Origin of the sequence: Nocardia sp. NPDC060255 (genome assembly GCF_042727395.1) — a bacterium.
GTDB lineage: Bacteria > Actinomycetota > Actinomycetes > Mycobacteriales > Mycobacteriaceae > Nocardia.
On the sequence record NZ_JBHXAU010000002.1, the window covers coordinates 67,517 to 86,427 of the forward strand.

Here is an 18,911-nt window from a genome sequence, read left to right on the forward strand (position 1 = left end):
ATCCCACCCGGGGTTTTTTTCGCGCCCCCCGCCGGCGGGCGTCCCCCCTGATCCTGTGGTGGGGTTGCCGGGTCGGGCCCCGAAAAGGGGCCGCGACCGGAACTCTCGACTCATGGATTCGGCTCTGCGAGTGCTGATTACGATGTCCGAGGAAACCAACGCGAGGAGCGGCTTGATGGAAGCAACGTTCGATGTGGCCGCCCTGGTCGGGCATCACTACCGGGTCGACGACTATTACGAGGTCGGCCGGGAGAAGATCCGCGAATATGCCCGCGCGGTACAGGATTTTCACCCCGTGCACTGGAGCGAGGACGCGGCCGACGAACTCGGCTACGCCGGGCTGGTCGCGCCGACCACGTTCATCTCGATCCCCGCGATGCTGGCCAACCGCAAGCTGTTCGAGTCCGTCATCACCGGGTACGACGTGTACGTGCAGACCGATCAGGTCTTCGAGATGCACAAGCCGGTGGTCACCGGTGACCGGTTGGTCAGCGACGTCGAACTCGCCTCGGTCCGCCGGGTAGCGGGCAATGACCTGCTCACCATCAAGAACACCTTCACCGACCAGACCGGCGAGGTCGTGCAGATCATGCACACGACCGTCGCGGGTATCACCGGCGAGAGCGTCGCCGAAGGCATCAGCGACGCGATCGAGCGCGTGGTCATGCACGGCATCGAAATCCCCTCCCGGGCACCGGGAATCGCGACAGACCAGTCGGACGAAACGACTGAGGCGCCCACTCCGATCCTGTCCGAGGTCACCCGAACGCGCCTCCCGCACACCGCGATCCGCTTCGAGGACCTCACCGTCGGTGACGAACTCCCGCCTCGGACAACCCAACTCACCCGCGGCGACCTGGTGAACTATGCCGGTGTAGCCGGTGACGCGAACCCGATCCACTGGCACGACTCCGTAGCAACCCTGACCGGCCTCCCCGACGTGATCGCCCACGGCATGCTCACCATGGGCCTCGGCGCCGGATTCGTCACCGGCTGGCTCGGCGACCCGGGCGCCCTCACCCGCTACGGCGTACGCCTCTCCAGCTACACCGTGATCGACGCCCGCTCCGTCGGCAACGTCGAATTCACCGGCCGCATAAAGTCTCTCGACCCCGAGACCAAAACCGCCGTCATCGTCATCGTCGCAAAATCCGCAGGCCGCAAGGTCTTCGGCCTCGCCACCGCCACCGTCCGCCTCGCCTGAGCCGCCCGAAATATCTTACTGGACAAGCGATCACTGGGAACTGGTGCTGTTGGCTTCTCGGCCGATACCAGCACTGGTTCCCAGTGATCGGTTGACCAACTACTTGCGAGCTCGGGTGGTCTTCTTGGGGGTGGCGACGTAGGCGGCGAGGTGTTCGCCTGTGAGGGTGGAGCGGGCGGCTACCAGGTCGGCGGGGGTGCCTTCGAAGACGATTTTGCCGCCGTCGTGGCCTGCGCCGGGGCCGAGGTCGATGATCCAGTCGGCGTGGGCCATGACGGCCTGGTGGTGTTCTATGACGATGACGGATTTGCCGGACTCGACGAGGCGGTCGAGCAGGGCGAGCAGGTTTTCCACGTCGGCGAGGTGCAGGCCGGTGGTCGGCTCGTCGAGGACGTAGACGCCGCCTTTGTCGCCCATGTGGGTGGCCAGTTTGAGGCGCTGGCGTTCGCCGCCGGACAGGGTAGTGAGCGGTTGGCCGATGGTGAGGTAGCCGAGGCCGACGTCGGCGAGTCGTTCGAGGATGGCGTGTGCGGCGGGGAGGCGTGCGTCGCCTGTGCCGAAGAACTCTTCGGCCTCGGTGACCGACATCGCGAGCACTTCGCTGATGTCGCGGCCGCCGAGGTGGTAGTCCAGCACCGAGGCGTCGAACCGCTTGCCTTCGCACACCTCACAGGTGCTGGCGGTGCCGGCCATCATGCCCAGATCGGTGTAGATGACGCCCGCGCCATTGCAGATGGGGCAGGCACCCTCCGAGTTGGAGCTGAACAGCGCGGGCTTCACGTCGTTGGCCTTCGCGAACGCCTTGCGGATCGGCTCGAGCAACCCGGTGTAGGTGGCCGGATTGCTGCGTCGCGAGCCGCGGATCGGGGTCTGATCGACGGCGATCACGCCCTCCGAAGCAGGCACCGACCGATGCACGAGCGAACTCTTGCCGGAACCGGCGACGCCGGTGATCACGCACAGCACCCCGAGCGGAATGTCGACATCGACATTCTGCAGGTTGTTCGCCGAAGCGCCGCGGATCTTCAACGCACCCTTGGACTTTCGCACCGACTCTTTCAAAGCCGCCCGGTCGTCGAAATGCCGCCCGGTGATGGTGCCGCTCCCCCGCAGCCCGTCCACAGTGCCCTCGAAACAGACTGTCCCACCGCCCGAACCGGCACCGGGACCCAGGTCGACGACATGGTCGGCGATGACGATCGTCTCCGGCTTGTGCTCGACGACGAGCACCGTATTTCCCTTGTCCCGCAACTGCAGCAACAGATCGTTCATCCGCTGAATATCATGCGGATGCAACCCGATGGTCGGCTCGTCGAACACGTACGTGACATCCGTGAGCGCCGACCCGAGATGCCGAATCATCTTGACGCGCTGCGCTTCTCCACCCGACAGTGTGCCCGACGGTCGCTCCAGCGAGAGATAACCGAGCCCGATCTCCACGAACGAATCAAGGGTGTGCACCAGCGAGTCGAGCAACGGCTTGACCGATGGTTCATCAAGCGCGCGAACCCATTCAACGAGATCGCGGATCTCCATCGAGCAGAGCTCGGCGATGTTCTTCCGCTTGATCTTCGACGACCGCGCCTCTTCGCTGAGCCGAGTGCCACCGCAGTCGGGACACGTGGTGAAGGTGACCGCCCGATCGACGAACGCCCGAATATGCGGCTGCAGCGATTCCCGGTCCTTGGACAGGAACGACTTCTGAATCTTCGGAATGAGCCCCTCATAGGTCAGATTGACGCCGTCGACCTTGACCTTGACCGGCTCCTTGTACAGAAAGTCGTTGAGTTCCTTCTTGGTGTATTTGCTGATCGGCTTGTTCGGATCGACGAAGCCCGACTCGGCGTAGACCCGCACGGTCCAGAAACTGTCCGACTTCCAACCCGGAATGGTGAACGCGCCATCCGCGAGCGACTTGGACGCGTCGTAGAGCTGGGTGAGGTCGATATCGGACACCGAGCCGCGCCCTTCGCACCGCGAGCACATGCCGCCGATGATCTGGAAACTGCGGCGTTCCCGCACGGTCCGGCCCGCACGCTCGAAACTGACCGCACCCGCGCCGCTGGCCGAGGCGACATTGAACGAAAACGCCTGCGGTGAACCGATATGCGGCTTACCGAGCCGACTGAACAGGATCCGCAGCATCGCGTTCGCGTCGGTGGCGGTGCCGACCGTGGACCGCGGATCCGACCCCATCCGCTGCTGGTCGACGGTGATCACCGTCGTCAACCCGTCGAGCACATCGACCTCGGGCCGCGCCAACGTCGGCATGAAACCCTGCACGAAGGAGCTGTAGGTCTCGTTGATCAGTCGCTGCGACTCCGCCGCGATCGTGCTGAACACCAGCGAGCTCTTGCCCGACCCGGAGACACCGGTGAACACCGTCAGCCTGCGCTTCGGGATCTCGATGCTGACGTCACGCAGGTTGTTCACGCGCGCACCGTGCACCCGGATCAGATCGTGGCTGTCGGCGGCGGGCAGACTCGTGCCCTTTTTCTTCGCGGCGGTCGTCATGATGTCTCCATTCAACCTGATCAGTACTGCGCCGACGGCGTTCGACGAGCTAACTCTGCTGCTGGATACGCACCATGTTGCCCGCGGGATCGCGGAACGCGCAGTCACGAACACCGTAGGGCTGATCGGTCGGTTCCTGGACGACCTCGGCGTCGCTGGCCTGCAGCCGCTCGAACGACCCGTCCAGATCCTTGGTTGCCAGCAGGATGCTGCCGAAGGTGCCCTTGGCCATCATCTCGTCGATGACGCGACGCTCGTCGTCGGTGATACCGGGGCTGGCGGCGGGCGGGTACAGCACGATGGACGTGCCGGGCTGGTCGGCCGGACCGACGGTGATCCAGCGCATCCCGTTGTATCCGACGTCGTTGCGGACCTCGAAGCCGAGCACGTCGCGGTAAAAGGCGATGGCGGCGTCCGGGTCGTTCTGCGGGAGAAAGCTCGCTTGAATGGTGATGTTCATGGTGCTCAGGCTAGTTCCGGCGCGGCTACCTGCGCTTCTCGATTCCTGATCGGTCTGGTGACTTGTTTGGCCACGCAGGACGGCAGGCCGGCCGTCGCCTCGGCCTCGTCGCGCCGGTAGGTGCTCGGCGGCACCCCGACCAGTTCGGTGAAGCGGGTGCTGAAGGTGCCCAGCGACGAGCAGCCGACCGCGAAACACACCTCGGTGACGCTGAGATCGCCGCGACGCAGCAAGGCCATCGCGCGCTCGATCCGCCGGGTCATCAGATAGCTGTACGGTGCTTCGCCGTACGCGAGCTTGAACTGACGGCTGAGATGCCCGGCCGACATGTGCACGTCACGGGCCAGCGCCTCGACGTCGAGTGGTTGCGCGTACTCCCGATCGATCCGGTCGCGCACGCGACGCAGCCGCGCGAGGTCGCGCAGGCGCGGCGCTTCGGCGGAACTGCTGGTCACCTCTACGATCGTGCCACGTTGCGGCGGCGGTGCCCAGCGCAATCGTGCGGCGTTCGTATTAGCGGCGCTTGGTCGAAATTCGACCTACCCGGTTTTGTACGAACTCGACGGACGTGATTTCTATGGGCGTGCACGGCGTCGTGCGGTAAGACAGGATCGACAGTCGTGACTGCTTATCTCGACCATGAATCACCAACGCTCGAACAGTTACTCGATGATGCCGCATTAATGTCTTTCGAACATCAAGACCACTGCGTCCGGGTACTCGGTGAACATCGGTGGCAGGTGAGTTACGAACCGCCGCGATTCGACTTCTTCGGCGATCATCCGTTGACGTGCACGCGGTTTCACGTGCTGGGAACGGCGGCGCCCGGCCCACAGAGCTGGCTGTGGAGTTGGGCGAACAACGATTGGTATCCGCCAGAGGTGACCGAGTTGGCTCGGTCGGTGCGCGATTACGGACTGCGCCACGGGATTTCGGCGTTGCACACGGCCGAGGTGCCGTTCGCGGAGCTGCCGGGAGCGCCGACCGAGCCGAGCCGGGTCACCTGGTTGATGGGTGAGCTCGCCAAGGCGGTGTCCGGCAGCTGGACCTGGTACAGCTGCGACGTGGGCGGTGGCACGCGGCTCGCGGTGTTGATCGAACATCCCGATCTCACGCTGCCCGCTCCGGATCTGCCGCACGTCAGGAACGTGCTCGATTGGACCCTCGAAGTGGGCCTGCCCGACCATAAGCGCGTCGTGCACAGCTATGCCATCCAGCGGGGACTCGACCCGAGGTTCAACCAGGACGACTCGAAGCTGCGCCTCACCAGCCCTGGTGTCCAAGTCGTCATCACGTTCAACGTGAACGGTCACATCACCGGGATGTCGTCCTCCCCCGGCGCCGGCGTTTAATCGCTCGCGGAAACGACGCAGCCAGCTAGGATCGAGGACGCGGCGCTGACGAGCGTGACGAACTCCGAGCCGCGTCGGCCGGTCACCGCCTGAGAAATCGACCAGCAGAGGCAGCGAGCATCGCGCTGCGAAGGTGTGGTGGCACCGCGACGGACCCGATCGCCCACACCTCCCGGGGATAGCTACCAGGAGGTGAAACTGATGCCACGCACACTCTGTTCGGCCCTGCACGCAGGCAGCGGATCGGTGACCGTCGAAGGCTGGATACACCGGCGCAGGCAACTCGCGACCGTCACGTTCGTCGTGCTCCGCGACCGCTCCGGCCTCGCGCAAGCCGTGGTGACCGATCCGCAAGTCCGCGAACAGGTTTCGAGTCTTCCGGAAGAATCCGTCGTCCGGGTGACCGGGACGGCGATCGAGAACTCGAAGGCGCCCGGCGGCGTCGAGATCGCCGACCCGACCGTGCACCCGCTGGGCGCTCCGGCCGAACCGCCGCCGGTCGAGCTGTGGCGACCCGGCCTCGGCGTCACCCTGCCCACCGCGCTCGACCACGCCGCGATCACCTGGCGTCATCCGGTCCGGCGGGCGGTCTGGCAGATCGCCGCCGCATCGATGACCGGCTTCCGCCGTCACCTCGACGGTGCCGGATTCACCGAAGTCAGCACGCCGAAAATCGTCGGCCAGTCCACCGAATCCGGCGCGAATGTGTTCACGCTGGACTACTTCGGGTCGACCGCCTATCTCGCCCAGTCGCCGCAACTGTACAAGCAGATGCTCACCGGAGTGTTCGAGCGGGTCTACGAGGTGGGACCGGTCTTTCGCGCCGAACCACACGACACCGCGCGGCACCTCGCCGAATACGTTTCCCTCGACGTCGAATTCGGCTTCCTCCGGGACCATCGCGACGTACTCGCCCAACTGCGTGCCACACTCGCCGTGATGGTCGACACGATCAGCGAAAAAGCCTGGGCCGCAGTGCAAACCGTCGGCGCCGAGCTGCCGTTCGTACCCGAGGAGATCCCGGTCATCCATTTCCGGGAAGCCCTCGAACTAGTCGGCGCGGCACCGACCGAGCCCGACCTCGCGCCCGAGCACGAACGCTTCCTCGGGAGGTGGGCGAAGGCGCAGTTCGACTCGGATTTCCTTGCGGTAGAGGGATATCCGGCGATCAAGCGCCCCTTCTACACCCACCCGCAACCAAGCGACCCGCGCTGGACGAACTCCTTCGACCTGCTGTTCCGCGGCCTCGAACTGGTCACCGGCGGGCAGCGCCTGCACAACCACGCCGACTACGTCGCGGCACTGGCGGCCCGCGGCGAAGACCCCGCCGAATACGCCCCCTACCTCGAAGCGATGCGCCACGGGATGCCACCGCACGGCGGCTTCGCCATCGGTTTGGAAAGGTGGGTCACCCGCCTGATCGAAGCCGACAACATCCGCCACGCCACCCTGTTTCCGCGCGACATCCACCGCCTTCGGCCCTGAGCTCATCGAACGGGACATGACAGCGGTGTTACTCATGTCCCGTTCGGGAGCTCCCGCCGAGCGGCGGCGGTACGGTGGTGGGCCAGTGGGTGATTGCGGCGAGAGCGGGGAAGATAGATGACCATCATCGGTAGGTCCGTACGGCGAATCGAGCCGGGCCCGAAAGGCGTGCAAGTCTTCGGCGAACCGTACGAGACCGCCGATGGTTCGACTGTCATCACCGTCGCGCGGGCCGGCGGCGGACCGTTCCGGGCGGCACCGCTGGGGATCTTCGTCATCCACGACGGCACCGTGAAGTGGGAGTCGGCGATCGACACGACGCGCGTAGCACTGCTGGCCGAGTTCATCGGGCTGGCGGCGACGGTGATCGCGACACTCGCGGTGTTCCGCCGCCCGCCGTGGCCCGACCTGTCCGCGGCGGGGATGAGCGCAATGCGCAGCGTCAAATCCGCCTGGAAGTAAGACCTAGCGCATTTCGTATACGTAGCAACCGAATCCGTCGACCCGCGTCGGCAGCGACGCCTCACCGAACGCATCCTTGGCCTCGCCCTCGCAGACGGCGATCATGTCGGGCTTGGGTTGCACGCCGCGCTGGTGCAGCTTGAATTTCTGTTTGATCGGCCCGGATTGCGGCGCGCCGTTGTCGGCCTGGCAGTTCCCGGATCCTTTCGCGCCGACCTCCCCCGGCTCCTCGATCTCGTCACAGACGTACGTCCACTGCTCGTCCGCGATGGCGGCCGAGGCGAGGGCGGTCAGGCCGGCGGCCGCCGCGATGAACAAGACTGCGAGGGCTGCGATCCGGGCCGGACGAAAGCGCATGACAATCCCCATTCTGTACGGTGTCGGTCCATTGGCCGCAGTACGCGCAGGCATCTGTCATCGTGCGCTTCGACGCAGCCAAGAGGGTTCGAGGTAACACGCGATAGCGCGAACCGTAGCGGAATCCGGCGACGCTTTGTCCTATTTGAAACCGGGTGTCGCGGTGGAATCGGGACCCGTTGAAAAGCCGGACAGAAATTCCCACAAAACGCGTTGGCAAATGCCGTAGCAATGTTTATCGACGCGGCGTGCCGGGTATTGGCGCGCGTTTATTCGCGAACCTGCCAGGCAATCAGCAGGTTTCGCGCCAGGCGTCGAGCTCGCGTTTCTTCCTGATGGCAGAGAAACCGAGGCGAGCCGAGTCGGCGCAGTAGTCGGCGGGCATCAGGTTGCACTCCGCATGGAACACCGGCTAGATCGAGATTTTCGGCCACAGGGTGGATCTTGACACAGTGCTGTGTCAGGATTCGTTCATGTCCACAGTTGTCCGCCCGTTCCGCGGGGTCAGCGCCGAGCAACGGCTGGCCCAGCGACGGGCCGACCTGCTCGAGGCCGGCCTCGACGAGATCGCGGCGGTCGGCGTCGCGCAGCTGCGGATGAGTTCGGTCTGCGAGCGGGCCGGTTTGACCCAGCGGTACTTCTACGAACACTTCCGCAACCGTGATCAGCTCCTCGACGCCCTGCACGAGACCATGATCGGCGACCTGATCACCCGCACCATCGCCGCCGTCGAGGCGGAGCCACTCGACCTGCTCGTGCGCGCGCGGGTAGCGGTGGCGACCTTCTTGGACTTCTTCGCCGAGGAACCGCGGCGCGCTCGCCTCTACACCGAGGCGGCGACCCTGCCCACCCTCGCCGCACGCAAGGCCGAGGGCATCAAGCGCTACGCCGAACAGGCCGCCCGCCAGGTCTGCGCGGTCTACGGCGAGACCGACCCGCAAACCCACGCCAGGATCGCGCTCGCCGCACTGGTGGTGGTGCACGGCAACTCCGCCGTCACCCTCGCCTGGCACAACGGCGAAATCGACATGGCGCGAGACGAATACGTCGAGCTGCTCGCCCAGATATTTGTCGACGCGCTCGTCGGCGTTCATCAGCACTGACCCACCTGCCGCCGGAACACCGGCCATCAACGAGCCAGGAGATCATATGCCCACCTTCGCGTCCGCCTCGTCCACGCTATGCGAGGCGTTCCAAGCCACCATCGCCCGCGACCCGGACAAGGTCGCCGTGCGCACGCTCGGCGACCGGAGCACCCTCACCTACCGCGAGTGGGGCGAGCAAGTCCGTTCGCTGGCCGCGGGATTCGCGGCGCTCGGGGTGCGGCACGGCGATCGGGTCGCCCTGCTGATGACCAACCGGCCGGAGTTCTATCCGATCGACGTCGCCCTGCAACACCTTGGCGCCACACCGTTCTCGGTCTACAACACCTCCTCCCCCGAGCAGTTGAACTACCTGCTCACCGACTCGGGCGCGACGGTTGTCGTCTGCGAAACGCAATACGCCGCAACCGTGTTGGCGAGCAAGGGAGGTGCCCGGGTCGAGCATGTGGTGTGCATCGACGGCGCACCGGAGGGCACCAGCACCCTGGACGCGGTCAAGGCAGGCGGCCGCCACGACTTCGACTTCGACTCCGCTTGGCGCGCAGTGCGACCCGACGACGCGCTGACCCTCATCTACACCTCCGGCACGACCGGCAGTCCCAAGGGCGTGCAACTCACGCACGCCAACATGCTGGCGATGGTCGACGGCACCGAGCAGCTCGCGGACGCCACCCCGGCGGAGCGGATGGTCTCGTTCCTGCCCTCCGCACACGTGGCCGACCGCTGGTCGGGGCTCTACATCCTGTCGGTGGTCGGTAATCAGCTGACCACCGTCGCCGACCGCGCCGACTTCGCCGCGACACTGGCCGACGCCCGCCCGACCGTGTTCGGCGCGGTCCCGCAGGTGTGGCAGAAGCTCAAAGCGGGCATCGAGGCCAAGCTGGCCGAGGCGACGGGAGTCAAAGCGGCCCTGGCGAAGTGGGCGCTGACCGTCGGCCGGACCGCATCCGACGCCAGGCTCGACGGCCGCCCGGTCCCGGCGCTGCTCGCCCTGCAGGAGAAGGTCGCCGACGCGCTGGTGCTGTCGAAGCTGCGCGCCGCGGTCGGGCTCGCCGACGTACGGCTCGCGCTCTCCGGCGCCGCCCCCATCTCGCCGGATGTGCTGCGCTTCTTCAACGGCGTCGGCATCGCGGCCTCCGACGCGTGGGGCATGTCGGAGCTGTCCGGCATGGCCACCATGAGCCCGCCCGGCCAGGTCCGCCTCGGCACCGTCGGTAAAATCGTGCCGGGCAACGAGATTCGGATCGCGGACGATGGCGAGGTGCTGGTGCGCGGCCCGATCGTGATGAAGGGCTACCTGAACAAGCCCGAGCAGACCGCCGAGGCGATCGACGCCGACGGCTGGGTACACAGCGGCGACATCGGCACCCTCGACGAGGACGGCTTCCTGCGGATCGTCGACCGCAAGAAGGAACTCATCATCAACGCGGGCGGAAAGAACATGTCGCCCAGCAACATCGAGAGCTGGATCAAGGCGTTCGCGCCACTGATCGGCCAGGCCGTGGCGATCGGCGACAACCGCAAATACAACGTCGCGCTGATCGCCCTCGATCCGGACGCGGCCGCGGTGTACGCCGACAAGGCGGGCGTCGCCCTCGACGCCGCCGTGCTCGCCAAGGACTCCGGCGTTCGGCAGATCGTGGCCGACGCTGTCGCGCAAGCGAATTCGAAGCTGTCCCGGGTCGAGCAGATCAAGAAGTTCACCATCGTGCCGGACTTCTGGCAGCCGGGCAGCGAGGTGCTGACCCCGACGATGAAGCTGCGGCGCAAGCCGATCAACGACCGCTACGCCGCCGACATCGACGACCTCTACGCCTGAACAACGCCGCTGAGTGGACCGTGAAGCCGGCCACATCGTGGCAACTCGTATGCTCTGTGCGCAGTCGCGACGAGGGAGATGGAGGATCCATGGCGGATCGGGAAGTGCTGACCTGGGAGTTGTTCGGATCGGCGAGCCGGGAGTTGGCGACCACGATCGCGGACGACGGGTTCGAGCCCGATCTGATCCTGTCGATCGCCCGCGGCGGGTTGTTCGTCGCGGGCGCGCTCGGTTACGCGCTGGACGTGAAGAACCTGCACGTGATGAACGTGGAGTTCTACACCGGCATCGACCAGCGCCTCGACCTGCCGGTGATGTTGCCGCCGGTGCCGCAGGCGGTCGACCTGGCCGGCGCCACCGTGCTGGTCGCCGACGACGTGGCCGACACCGGCGCCACCCTCAAGCTGGTGCGCGACTTCTGTGAGAAGCATGTCGCCGAGGTCCGGTGCGCGGTGGTCTACGAGAAGCCGCGCTCGGAGGTCAAGTGCGAGTACGTCTGGAAGCACACCGACCGCTGGATCAACTTCCCGTGGTCGACCGAGCCGCCCGTGGTGCAGCGTCAAGTCAAGGTGCTCGACGCGTAACGCTCAGCGTTCCTTGCGCTCCTCGGTGATCGCGTCGAGGCGTTCGCCGAGCGCGTTGACCTGATCGCGCAACGCGATCAGCGTGTCGAGCGGGTAGCCGACCGACGCCATCACCGACTCGATCATCTCCCTGGCCTGGCGTTGCAGCGCGAGGCCCGCGTCCGTCGCGCGGAGTTCCACCGAGCGGCGATCGTGGGCACTGCGCACGCTTTCCACGAAGCCGTGCGACTGTAGTCGCTGGATCAGCGGCGAGACGGTGCCGTAGTCCAGGCTGAGCTGTTCGCCCAGCTCCTTCATCGTCATCCCCGGCCGCTCCCACAGCGCGAGCAGGGCGAGGTACTGAGGATAGGTGATTTCCATCGCCTCGAGGAACGGCCGGTACGCCGCGGTCATCGACCGGGAGGTCGAGTAGAGGGCGAAACACAGTTGGTTCGCCAACGACAGCAGGTCGTGGTCGGAGTCCCCTACAGTCGCGGTGCTGCCCGGCGTTGCGGCCGGTTCGACACGCACCGCGGAACTGGGATGCGCTACTTCGGGCATCCAATCACCTTACGCCAGCGAGTTCGGCGCTGCTCGTGGGCTTTTACGGTGACCGCGCGACGTACTAAGACCCCTGCTCCGGGCGTAGCTCGGTGGGGAGAACTTTCCCGTCGTGGCGGATCATGCGTTCGCCGATGCTCCCATCGTGATAGTCGCGGCGGATGTATTGGCAGCCACAGGCGTATCGGTCGACTCGGACGATCATCCCGAATCCGTCGGAATCCTCGACATGGTCGTCGTCGACCAGCCTGCCGCACGGTGCGCGACACTGTGCGCGATGCGTTGATTCGATCGTCATTTTCCGGCGCCCCTCTCGCGAGTTGGTCAGCTTCGTGCGGCCACGATCACAACTTGCGCAGCCTGCGGAGGATGCGCAGGAACGGAATCGACGCGGCGAGCCCACATTTGATGTCGGGATGGAAGGTGCTGAGATCGACAAGCACGGCGTACCGCAGACCGTTGTCGCGTAATTCGGCGATGCGCTCCTCGACTTCGGCCGGCGTCCCGGTGACGCAATAGTCCCGGACCAGCGAACTCGGGACCTTCTCGGCATACGAGAGCACGGTGTCCTCGTCCAGCAGTTGCGGTAGCAGGTCCTGGATACCGGTGAAACGGGAACCCAACGGATGTTCGACCCCGTGCCGCGCCCACATATCGGCGGAAATACACAAGCCGAATGCCCGGGCACCCACCGATCCGACCGTCTCGTCGATATGCGCACGAGTCGATCCGGTAATCACAAAGATCATCGCCGCCGGCGTCACCGACATCGGATCGCGGCCCGCATCGGACGCCGCAGTCCGCATCCGCTCCAAGCTGGTCCGATATTCGGGCACGGGTTGCGGATAAGCGGGGAACCAGGCGTCGGCATACCGGCCTGCCAGCCGCAGCATGCGCGGACTGTGCGCGCCTATCCACATTTCGGGTCTGGTGCCACGGTAGGGCGGGATTTCGAAGATCGCATCGCGCAGCGGAAAGTATTCGGAATCCCGGGTAACCGGACGGCCGTTGGACGCCCACAGCAGCCGGATCGTCGCGAGGGCCTCCTCGAATCTGGCCACCGGCTTTTGCCACGGAACCCCGTACGGCTCATTGTTTTCGCGTTCGCCCGGTCCGATGCCCAGGATCGCCCGCCCCCGGCTCAGTAGGTGCAGGGTGGCGGCGGCCTGTGCCGTGACCGCGGGATTCCGCCGCCCGGTGTCGGTGACACCGACGCCGAGCCGCAGCCGCTTGAGACTGTTCTGTGCTGCGATATACCCGAGCGCGGTCCACGGATCGTAATGTGCGTTCGCTCTGGGGATGAGCCGTGCGGCCCCGATGTGCCGTGGCTGCCAGATCGAGCCGGGCAGCAAACCGGTCAGGTGGTCCGGCACGAAGAGCGAGTCTGCCTTACCCGCCGCGGCGAGCAACCGATTGGTGCGCAACGTCAGATCGGGTGCGAACCGGGGCTGCAAGCTGAGATCGAGTATGCCGGTACGGAATCCGTCCGCCTTCCGCATGAAATCTCCTGGGTCGTCGGAATACGGCAACGCGGATCCGGGTGATGTTCGCCAGCCGGTCCGCGTTGCCGTCGGGTCCAACGAACATAGGACGCCCATCGGACGAACGATCCAACAAAAGTTGTGGGTACAGACCGACGACAGAAGTTGGTGACCACGGCACGGCGGAAATTGGGCGGCGGAACAACGACCGCCGCCGGTGCCACGGATTCGAAAAGCGTTGGCTCCACCTCGGGTAGGGCAGGCAGCCGGTGGCCGGTAGTACGTTCCAGAGAACGTTTCCCGAAATGGAAAGTAAGTGATATCGATGGCAGACGATAATCTCGGATACCTCGATCGGATCTCGAGACGCCATGGAAATTTCGGTAGCGGCAACGTTGCTATCGGAGTTCTCGGCGCCGGCGGATTTGTTCCGCAGCGCGTGCGCACGAATGCGGAAGTCGCCGAACCCGCGGCCGTTACGCCGGAGTGGATTGTCGAACGCACCGGAATACAGGAACGCCATGTTTGCGGTCTCGGTCAGTCCGCGTCCGATCTCGCCGCCCAGGCGGTGCGCACCGCGCTCGATGTGGCCGGCCTGGACGCGGGCGATCTGGACCTGATCATCGTGACGACCTCCACCCCGGATGAACTCGGCCCGTCCACCGCCTGTCGGGTACAGGCCCTGCTGCGAGCGCACCAGGCGGTGGCCTTCGACGTGTCCGCCGCGTGCACCGGCTGGCTGTTCGGCACCCGGGTCGCCGTCGACTACCTGCGCGGCGATGCCGACGCCCGGTGCGCGGCCGTGGTGGGCGTCGAGGCATATTCGCACTTCCTCGACCCGGCCGACCGCGCCACCGCGGTGCTGTTCGGCGACGGAGCGGGCGCGACGATTCTCGGCCCGGTCGCCAGGGGCAGGGGCTTCGGCCCGATCGAGCTCGGTTCCGATGGCGACCACGCGGACGACGTGCTTATCCCGGCCGGTGGCAGCAGGCGCCCGGCCAGCATCGACACCCTGACGCGCGGACAGCATCGCATCCAGATGGACGGCAAGGCGGTACGCGACTTCATTCTCGAGATCTTCCCCAAAGCCGCCGCGAGCGCGTTACGCCGATCGGGTCTGACGGCGGATCAGATCGACGTGATCGTTACCCACCAACCCAATCCCGTGCTGTTGCGTAAGGCCTGCGCGGACGCCGGATTCGACGTCGAGCGCCTGATCATCGTCGGCGACATGGTCGGCAATATCGGTGCGGGGTCGATGCCGTACGCGCTGGCCACCGCGCACGCCGACGGACGACTCCAGACCGGCGACCGAATCCTGATCGTAGGTTTCGGCGCCGGTGTCACTTGGGGCAGCACCGTACTCACCTGGGGCATCGGCGACGCGGAGGTCGACCGATGAACGGGCAGGCCACACCACCGACGCCACGCACCGTTTTTCTGGTTCCTGGACAAGGCGGCGATCCACGATGCGCGCTGCACGAGCTCTATCGCGCGGACAGCCCGTCCCGCGCGACGGTCGACGGCGTCCTCGGCGAGATCGAACGCGCGTCCGGCGATGCGGGACAAGGACTTCGCGAGGTATTGCTCAGCGAGGTCAAGCAACCCGTAATGGGGCCGGGAATCCCGCAGCTCGCGAGCTACGCCATCTCGGTGGTCCTCGATCGACTGCTGACCGCGGCGGGCCTGCACCCCGACGTGATCGTCGGACAGAGCTTCGGCGAGATCGCCGCCCTGGTGTGCGCGGGCGTCTTCGATGTGCCGGACGGCACCCGCGCGGTCGGCGCGCTCAATGCCGCGTTCCGCGGCTTCGAGGGCCGCGGCGCCATGGTGCTCGTGCTCGCCTCCGTGCCGGAGACGCGCGCCCTGCTGGCCGAGGTCGGCCCGTCGGATCTCGTTGTCGCCTGCGTCAACAGCCCGAAGCAGACCATTGTCAGCGGTCCAACGGAGGCGATCGCGGCACTGCTCGAGCGGCAAGGTGACGGTCCGCGGCTGGTGCGCCTGGCGGTGCCCTATGCCTCGCACCATCCGGGGCTCGTCGTCGTCGCGGACCGATTCCGCGCGAATCTGTGCCAGACCCGGCAGCGCCCCTTGCGCGTGCCGGTGTATTCGCCGGTCGGGCGACGGGCCTATGCCGACACCGACGACCTGCACGAGGCCCTGGTCGATTGCGTCACCAAACCCGTGGATCTGGTGGAAGCGCTGCAGCACGCCGGCTCTCAGCACACGCAGTTCATCGAACTAGGGGTCGGCGACGGTCTGTGCCGGTGCGTGCAGGCCACCCTGCCCTCGGCAGGCACCCTGGCACCGTTGGCCGGTGAGCTGTCCTGGTTGACCGGCACAACGTCGAAATCCCCTGTCTCCGTTCGACAGCGGTGAAGAAGGGAACGACGATGTCCATCGACCACGATCTCGCCACGACCACCGCGACCCCGTCGCGATCCGACCTGCGACGCTCGCTCGCCGATCCCGACTCGGTGGCGGCACCGGACCAGACGCGCGCGCTAGTGCACGCAGCGATCCCCGATACGTTCTTCACCTGGCCCGATGGAGCTTCCCGGCAGGAGCGGCTGAGCCTGGTGTATGCCAGAGCGCGACAGGCAGGCCGGACCGCGCCGCCGGCCGCCGAGCTGCTCGACTCGCCGCACACGTTGTCGGCATTGCTGGCCAGGGCCGCGCTCGCGGACCCCGACCTGTTCCATATCCTGCTGGTGCACTACACGCTGGTGCTCGCGCCGATCCTGCGCTCCGTGCCCGCTGATTCCAGTGCGGGACTGGCCGATACGCGGGCCGCGCTGGAGTCGATGGACGCCTTCGGCTCGGCCCTGCTGACCGAGGGCGCCCGCAGCAACAGCCACCTGCACCCGCGCACGCAGGCGACGTTCGACCCGGATTCCGGCGGCTTCGTCCTGCATACCCCAGACGCCGACGCGCGGAAGTTTCCCAACAGCACCGGCCATCCCGGCGTCGCGAAGACCGGCGCGGTCTACGCGCAGCTGATTGTCGGCGGGCAGGAACGAGGCGTGTTCGTGTTCGTCGTTCCGCTGCGCGGTCCCGACGGCGCCGTCCGGCCCGGAGTACAGATCACCCCGGCACCCGATACCTTCGCGCTGCCTTGCGATTTCGCCTCTGTGCGGTTCGACCGGATGCGTATTCCGTTGCACGCCTGGCTCAGTGATGGCGCCGCCATCGACGCCGACGGCCGGTTCCATGATGACGCGGGCGCTGCCGCGGAGCGCCTCGCTCGCACAATGCGCATCGGGGCGCCGCACGTGTGGCGCGGCGTCATCGCGGCGTGCGCCGCCGTCACCCAGGACTCGGCACGAATCCTGGAGTCGCACACCGCGACCCGCTTGACCATGGGACGACTGGCCCCCGAGCAAGGGCTCATCCGCTATCGCAATCAGCAAGAAGCGGTGCTCGGGGCGCTCGCGGCCGCGTACACCCTGACCATCGTCAGCAGGCACGTCGTCCGCGAGACCGCCGCGACGCCTGTCGCACCGGTCGGCGAGGCGACCTGGGCGCCCTGGTCCTCGGTCGACACCGAACTGCCCCTGCTGAAGGTGTTCGCCACCCGACTCGCGTTGGAGGTGACCGCGAGCTGCCGCACGCACTGCGGCGCGACCGGTTTCGTCGCGCACAACCGGCTCAACGCTTTTCACGGCTTCGTCAACTCGTACTTCTGCGCCGGCGGCGACAACGACCTGATCCTGATGGACACCGCGCATGCCATGGCGGACCCCCAGCGGTACCGGCCGCCGGGCCCGGAGACCAGACCAGCCGATGCCGCGGATCTGACCTCGCCGCACGCCTGGGTTTCGTTGGCGCGCACCGCCGAACGGTACTACCACCATCGCCTCGACGGCTGCCTGAAAGCGGCCCGGCGCGCCGGGCACGACCAGTTCACCGGATGGAACGACAATCTCGCCCTGGCACAGACGGCCGCGGCGGCCCGAGCGGATCGTATTGTCCTGGAGCTCTTGCGGATGGCCTGTCACAGCGCGCCCGCACCGGTCGGTGGACTGCTGCGGCTGTACGCGCTGTCCTGGATCGAGCGCAACGCCGGATTCCTGGCCGATCAGCGGCTCACCCCGACGCCGCTGCTGGACCGCATCTGGGACCACCGTCGTGCGCTGTGCGACGAACTACTCCCGCACACAACCGATCTCGCGGCCGCCTTCGACCTGCCCGAACTGTAAGCCTCCCAAAGGAAGTCTCCGATGAATGCTCGTACCGCCTTCATGTTCCCCGGGCAAGGCTCGTACATCCCGGGTGCCATGGCCACTCTGATCAACGAATTCCCCTCGGCGCGAGAAACAGTGGAGCGCATCGACGAGGTGTGCGACGAGCACGGGCATGCTCCGGTGTCCCGGCTGCTGATCGATCCGGACGCCCCATCGCTGGACGACCTGGTGGCCGATCGGTCACCGGATCTGGATGTGGCCCTGTTCGCGAGCGCTATCGTCACCTACCGGATCCTGGTCGAGACCGGCCTGCACGCGGACGTCGTCGTCGGGCACAGCCTCGGCGAGGTGTCCGCGTTCACCGCGGCAGGCGCCCTCACCGTACGCGACGCGACCCGGCTGGTCCTCGCCAGAACGACAGCCCTGCAAGATATTTCGAGCCTCGACGGTGGCATGGTCGCCCTTGCGGCCGGCAGCCCCCGCGCCAGAAACCTGACCGGCTTCCTGGACGAGCCGACCGCTGTCGTCGCGGTCGACAACGGTCCGGATCAATGCGTCATCTCCGGGCTGACCACAGCCCTTGCCATGGTCGAGCAGGTCGCCGCGGCCGCGGGCATTCGAGCGACTCGGCTGCGCGCTGCCCTGCCCTTTCACAATCGACTGCTGCGCGATGCCGCGGAAGCGTTCGCCCGAGCCGTCGACGACATTGGGGTCGCCGAGCCGAGGATCCCGGTCTACTCCCCGGTGCTCGGCCGTTACGTACGGTCCACCGAGGACATCCACTCCTGGGTGGCGCGACACCTGACCCAGCCGGTGCTGTTCTACGACGGGCTGCTGCGGTTGTACCGCGACGGCGTGCGCCACTACGTCGAGTCGGGCGGCCGGGACACCCTCACCTCGATGGTTGCGGCCTGCCTGCCCGCTGCGGCCGATACCGTCGCGCCACTGCGGCAACGGTGTTCGGCCGCGGAGTTCCGGCAGGCAGTCGGCTCGGGCGACGCCGTCCGGGCACCGGTCGCCGAGCCGGTCGCCGAAGCCACCAACGGCAGCGCGCCGACCTCGACCAACGCGTCCGCCGCGCTACCCGCACCGGACGAACTCTTCGCGCAGATTCGCGAGATCTACGCCGAAGCCCTCGGCTATCCCGTCGACCTGCTGGAGGCCGACGTCGACCTCGAGGCAGATCTCGGGATCGACTCGATCAAGCAGATCGAAGCCTTCCGGTTGGCCAGGCAACGGTTCGGGTTACCCGAACCTCCTGCCGCGGTGCGCGTTACGTCCTTCTCCACGCTGACCGAGCTGGCCGAGCTGTTGCGCCGGCTCGCCGACGGATCCGCACACACTCCGATCACGACGGAGGTTTGAC

Annotated in this window: 18 protein-coding genes; 11 read left to right on the top strand and 7 right to left on the bottom strand. The window is 66.5% G+C overall.

Annotated elements, in window-relative coordinates:
* The first annotated feature begins 175 nt into the window (after positions 1 to 175).
* Positions 176 to 1,204 (top strand): fused (3R)-hydroxyacyl-ACP dehydratase subunits HadA/HadB, encoded by a 1,029-nt coding sequence (locus ACFWF1_RS06205; protein ID WP_379285873.1) that lies wholly within the window; start codon positions 176 to 178, stop codon positions 1,202 to 1,204.
* A 99-nt stretch (positions 1,205 to 1,303) separates the two neighbouring features.
* Here ACFWF1_RS06205 and ACFWF1_RS06210 read toward each other — a convergent pair whose 3' ends face one another.
* The 3 genes from ACFWF1_RS06210 to ACFWF1_RS06220 are packed head-to-tail and all read right to left on the bottom strand — an operon-like array spanning position 1,304 to position 4,633.
* Complete coding sequence (locus ACFWF1_RS06210; protein ID WP_379285875.1) at positions 1,304 to 3,718, bottom strand: ATP-binding cassette domain-containing protein; 2,415 nt, start codon at positions 3,716 to 3,718, stop codon at positions 1,304 to 1,306.
* Between the two features lie 49 nt (positions 3,719 to 3,767).
* Positions 3,768 to 4,178 (bottom strand): VOC family protein, encoded by a 411-nt coding sequence (locus tag ACFWF1_RS06215; protein ID WP_379285877.1) that lies wholly within the window; start codon positions 4,176 to 4,178, stop codon positions 3,768 to 3,770.
* Positions 4,179 to 4,183: 5 nt separating this feature from the next.
* Entirely contained in the window at positions 4,184 to 4,633 is a 450-nt protein-coding gene (locus tag ACFWF1_RS06220) for a helix-turn-helix transcriptional regulator (RefSeq protein ID WP_379285879.1), read from the bottom strand.
* A gap of 165 nt (positions 4,634 to 4,798) precedes the next feature.
* Between ACFWF1_RS06220 and ACFWF1_RS06225 the strand changes: the two genes are divergently transcribed.
* The 3 genes from ACFWF1_RS06225 to ACFWF1_RS06235 all read left to right on the top strand — a co-directional run bounded on the left by ACFWF1_RS06225 (position 4,799) and on the right by ACFWF1_RS06235 (position 7,477).
* The gene (locus ACFWF1_RS06225) at positions 4,799 to 5,530 is read left to right on the top strand and encodes a DUF6882 domain-containing protein (protein WP_379285880.1); all 732 of its coding nucleotides are present in this window, start codon (positions 4,799 to 4,801) and stop codon (positions 5,528 to 5,530) included.
* A gap of 201 nt (positions 5,531 to 5,731) precedes the next feature.
* On the top strand, positions 5,732 to 7,015 hold the full coding sequence (gene aspS / locus ACFWF1_RS06230; protein ID WP_379285882.1) for an aspartate--tRNA(Asn) ligase: 1,284 nt from the start codon (positions 5,732 to 5,734) through the stop codon (positions 7,013 to 7,015).
* A 117-nt stretch (positions 7,016 to 7,132) separates the two neighbouring features.
* The gene (locus tag ACFWF1_RS06235) at positions 7,133 to 7,477 is read left to right on the top strand and encodes a hypothetical protein (RefSeq protein WP_379285884.1); all 345 of its coding nucleotides are present in this window, start codon (positions 7,133 to 7,135) and stop codon (positions 7,475 to 7,477) included.
* Positions 7,478 to 7,480: 3 nt separating this feature from the next.
* Here ACFWF1_RS06235 and ACFWF1_RS06240 read toward each other — a convergent pair whose 3' ends face one another.
* Positions 7,481 to 7,834 (bottom strand): hypothetical protein, encoded by a 354-nt coding sequence (locus ACFWF1_RS06240; RefSeq protein ID WP_357384414.1) that lies wholly within the window; start codon positions 7,832 to 7,834, stop codon positions 7,481 to 7,483.
* 473 nt (positions 7,835 to 8,307) lie between these two features.
* On the opposite strand from ACFWF1_RS06240, the gene ACFWF1_RS06245 reads away from it, so the two are divergent.
* The 3 genes from ACFWF1_RS06245 (at position 8,308) to ACFWF1_RS06255 (ending at position 11,340) form a co-directional block, all read left to right on the top strand.
* Positions 8,308 to 8,937: a TetR/AcrR family transcriptional regulator gene (locus ACFWF1_RS06245; protein WP_379285886.1), complete on the top strand. Its 630-nt coding sequence runs from the start codon at positions 8,308 to 8,310 to the stop codon at positions 8,935 to 8,937.
* A gap of 46 nt (positions 8,938 to 8,983) precedes the next feature.
* On the top strand, positions 8,984 to 10,756 hold the full coding sequence (locus tag ACFWF1_RS06250; RefSeq protein WP_379285888.1) for an AMP-dependent synthetase/ligase: 1,773 nt from the start codon (positions 8,984 to 8,986) through the stop codon (positions 10,754 to 10,756).
* Between the two features lie 89 nt (positions 10,757 to 10,845).
* On the top strand, positions 10,846 to 11,340 hold the full coding sequence (locus tag ACFWF1_RS06255; protein WP_379285890.1) for a phosphoribosyltransferase: 495 nt from the start codon (positions 10,846 to 10,848) through the stop codon (positions 11,338 to 11,340).
* Positions 11,341 to 11,343: 3 nt separating this feature from the next.
* Here the strand turns inward: ACFWF1_RS06255 and ACFWF1_RS06260 are convergent, their stop codons facing one another.
* From ACFWF1_RS06260 to ACFWF1_RS06270, 3 genes are all read right to left on the bottom strand, one after another.
* On the bottom strand, positions 11,344 to 11,880 hold the full coding sequence (locus tag ACFWF1_RS06260) for a MarR family winged helix-turn-helix transcriptional regulator (protein ID WP_379285891.1): 537 nt from the start codon (positions 11,878 to 11,880) through the stop codon (positions 11,344 to 11,346).
* Between the two features lie 64 nt (positions 11,881 to 11,944).
* Entirely contained in the window at positions 11,945 to 12,178 is a 234-nt protein-coding gene (locus ACFWF1_RS06265; RefSeq protein ID WP_379285892.1) for a hypothetical protein, read from the bottom strand.
* 46 nt (positions 12,179 to 12,224) lie between these two features.
* Positions 12,225 to 13,379 carry an LLM class flavin-dependent oxidoreductase gene (locus tag ACFWF1_RS06270; protein WP_379285893.1) on the bottom strand — a complete coding sequence of 385 codons (1,155 nt, stop codon included), beginning with the start codon at positions 13,377 to 13,379 and terminating at the stop codon, positions 12,225 to 12,227.
* 307 nt (positions 13,380 to 13,686) lie between these two features.
* On the opposite strand from ACFWF1_RS06270, the gene ACFWF1_RS06275 reads away from it, so the two are divergent.
* Genes ACFWF1_RS06275 through ACFWF1_RS06290 form a run of 4 tightly spaced genes read left to right on the top strand, consistent with a single transcriptional unit; the run spans position 13,687 to position 18,910 of the window.
* A complete protein-coding gene (locus tag ACFWF1_RS06275) occupies positions 13,687 to 14,763 on the top strand; it encodes a 3-oxoacyl-ACP synthase III family protein (protein WP_379285895.1) in 1,077 nt (358 codons plus the stop codon).
* The gene (locus tag ACFWF1_RS06280) at positions 14,760 to 15,740 is read left to right on the top strand and encodes an acyltransferase domain-containing protein (protein ID WP_379285897.1); all 981 of its coding nucleotides are present in this window, start codon (positions 14,760 to 14,762) and stop codon (positions 15,738 to 15,740) included. Before ACFWF1_RS06275 ends, ACFWF1_RS06280 begins: the two co-directional genes overlap by 4 nt.
* Before the next feature lie 14 nt (positions 15,741 to 15,754).
* Positions 15,755 to 17,560, top strand: a complete 1,806-nt coding sequence (locus tag ACFWF1_RS06285; protein WP_379285899.1) for an acyl-CoA dehydrogenase — start codon at positions 15,755 to 15,757, stop codon at positions 17,558 to 17,560.
* Between the two features lie 21 nt (positions 17,561 to 17,581).
* A complete protein-coding gene (locus ACFWF1_RS06290) occupies positions 17,582 to 18,910 on the top strand; it encodes an acyltransferase domain-containing protein (protein WP_379285900.1) in 1,329 nt (442 codons plus the stop codon).
* Position 18,911: the final 1 nt, after the last annotated feature.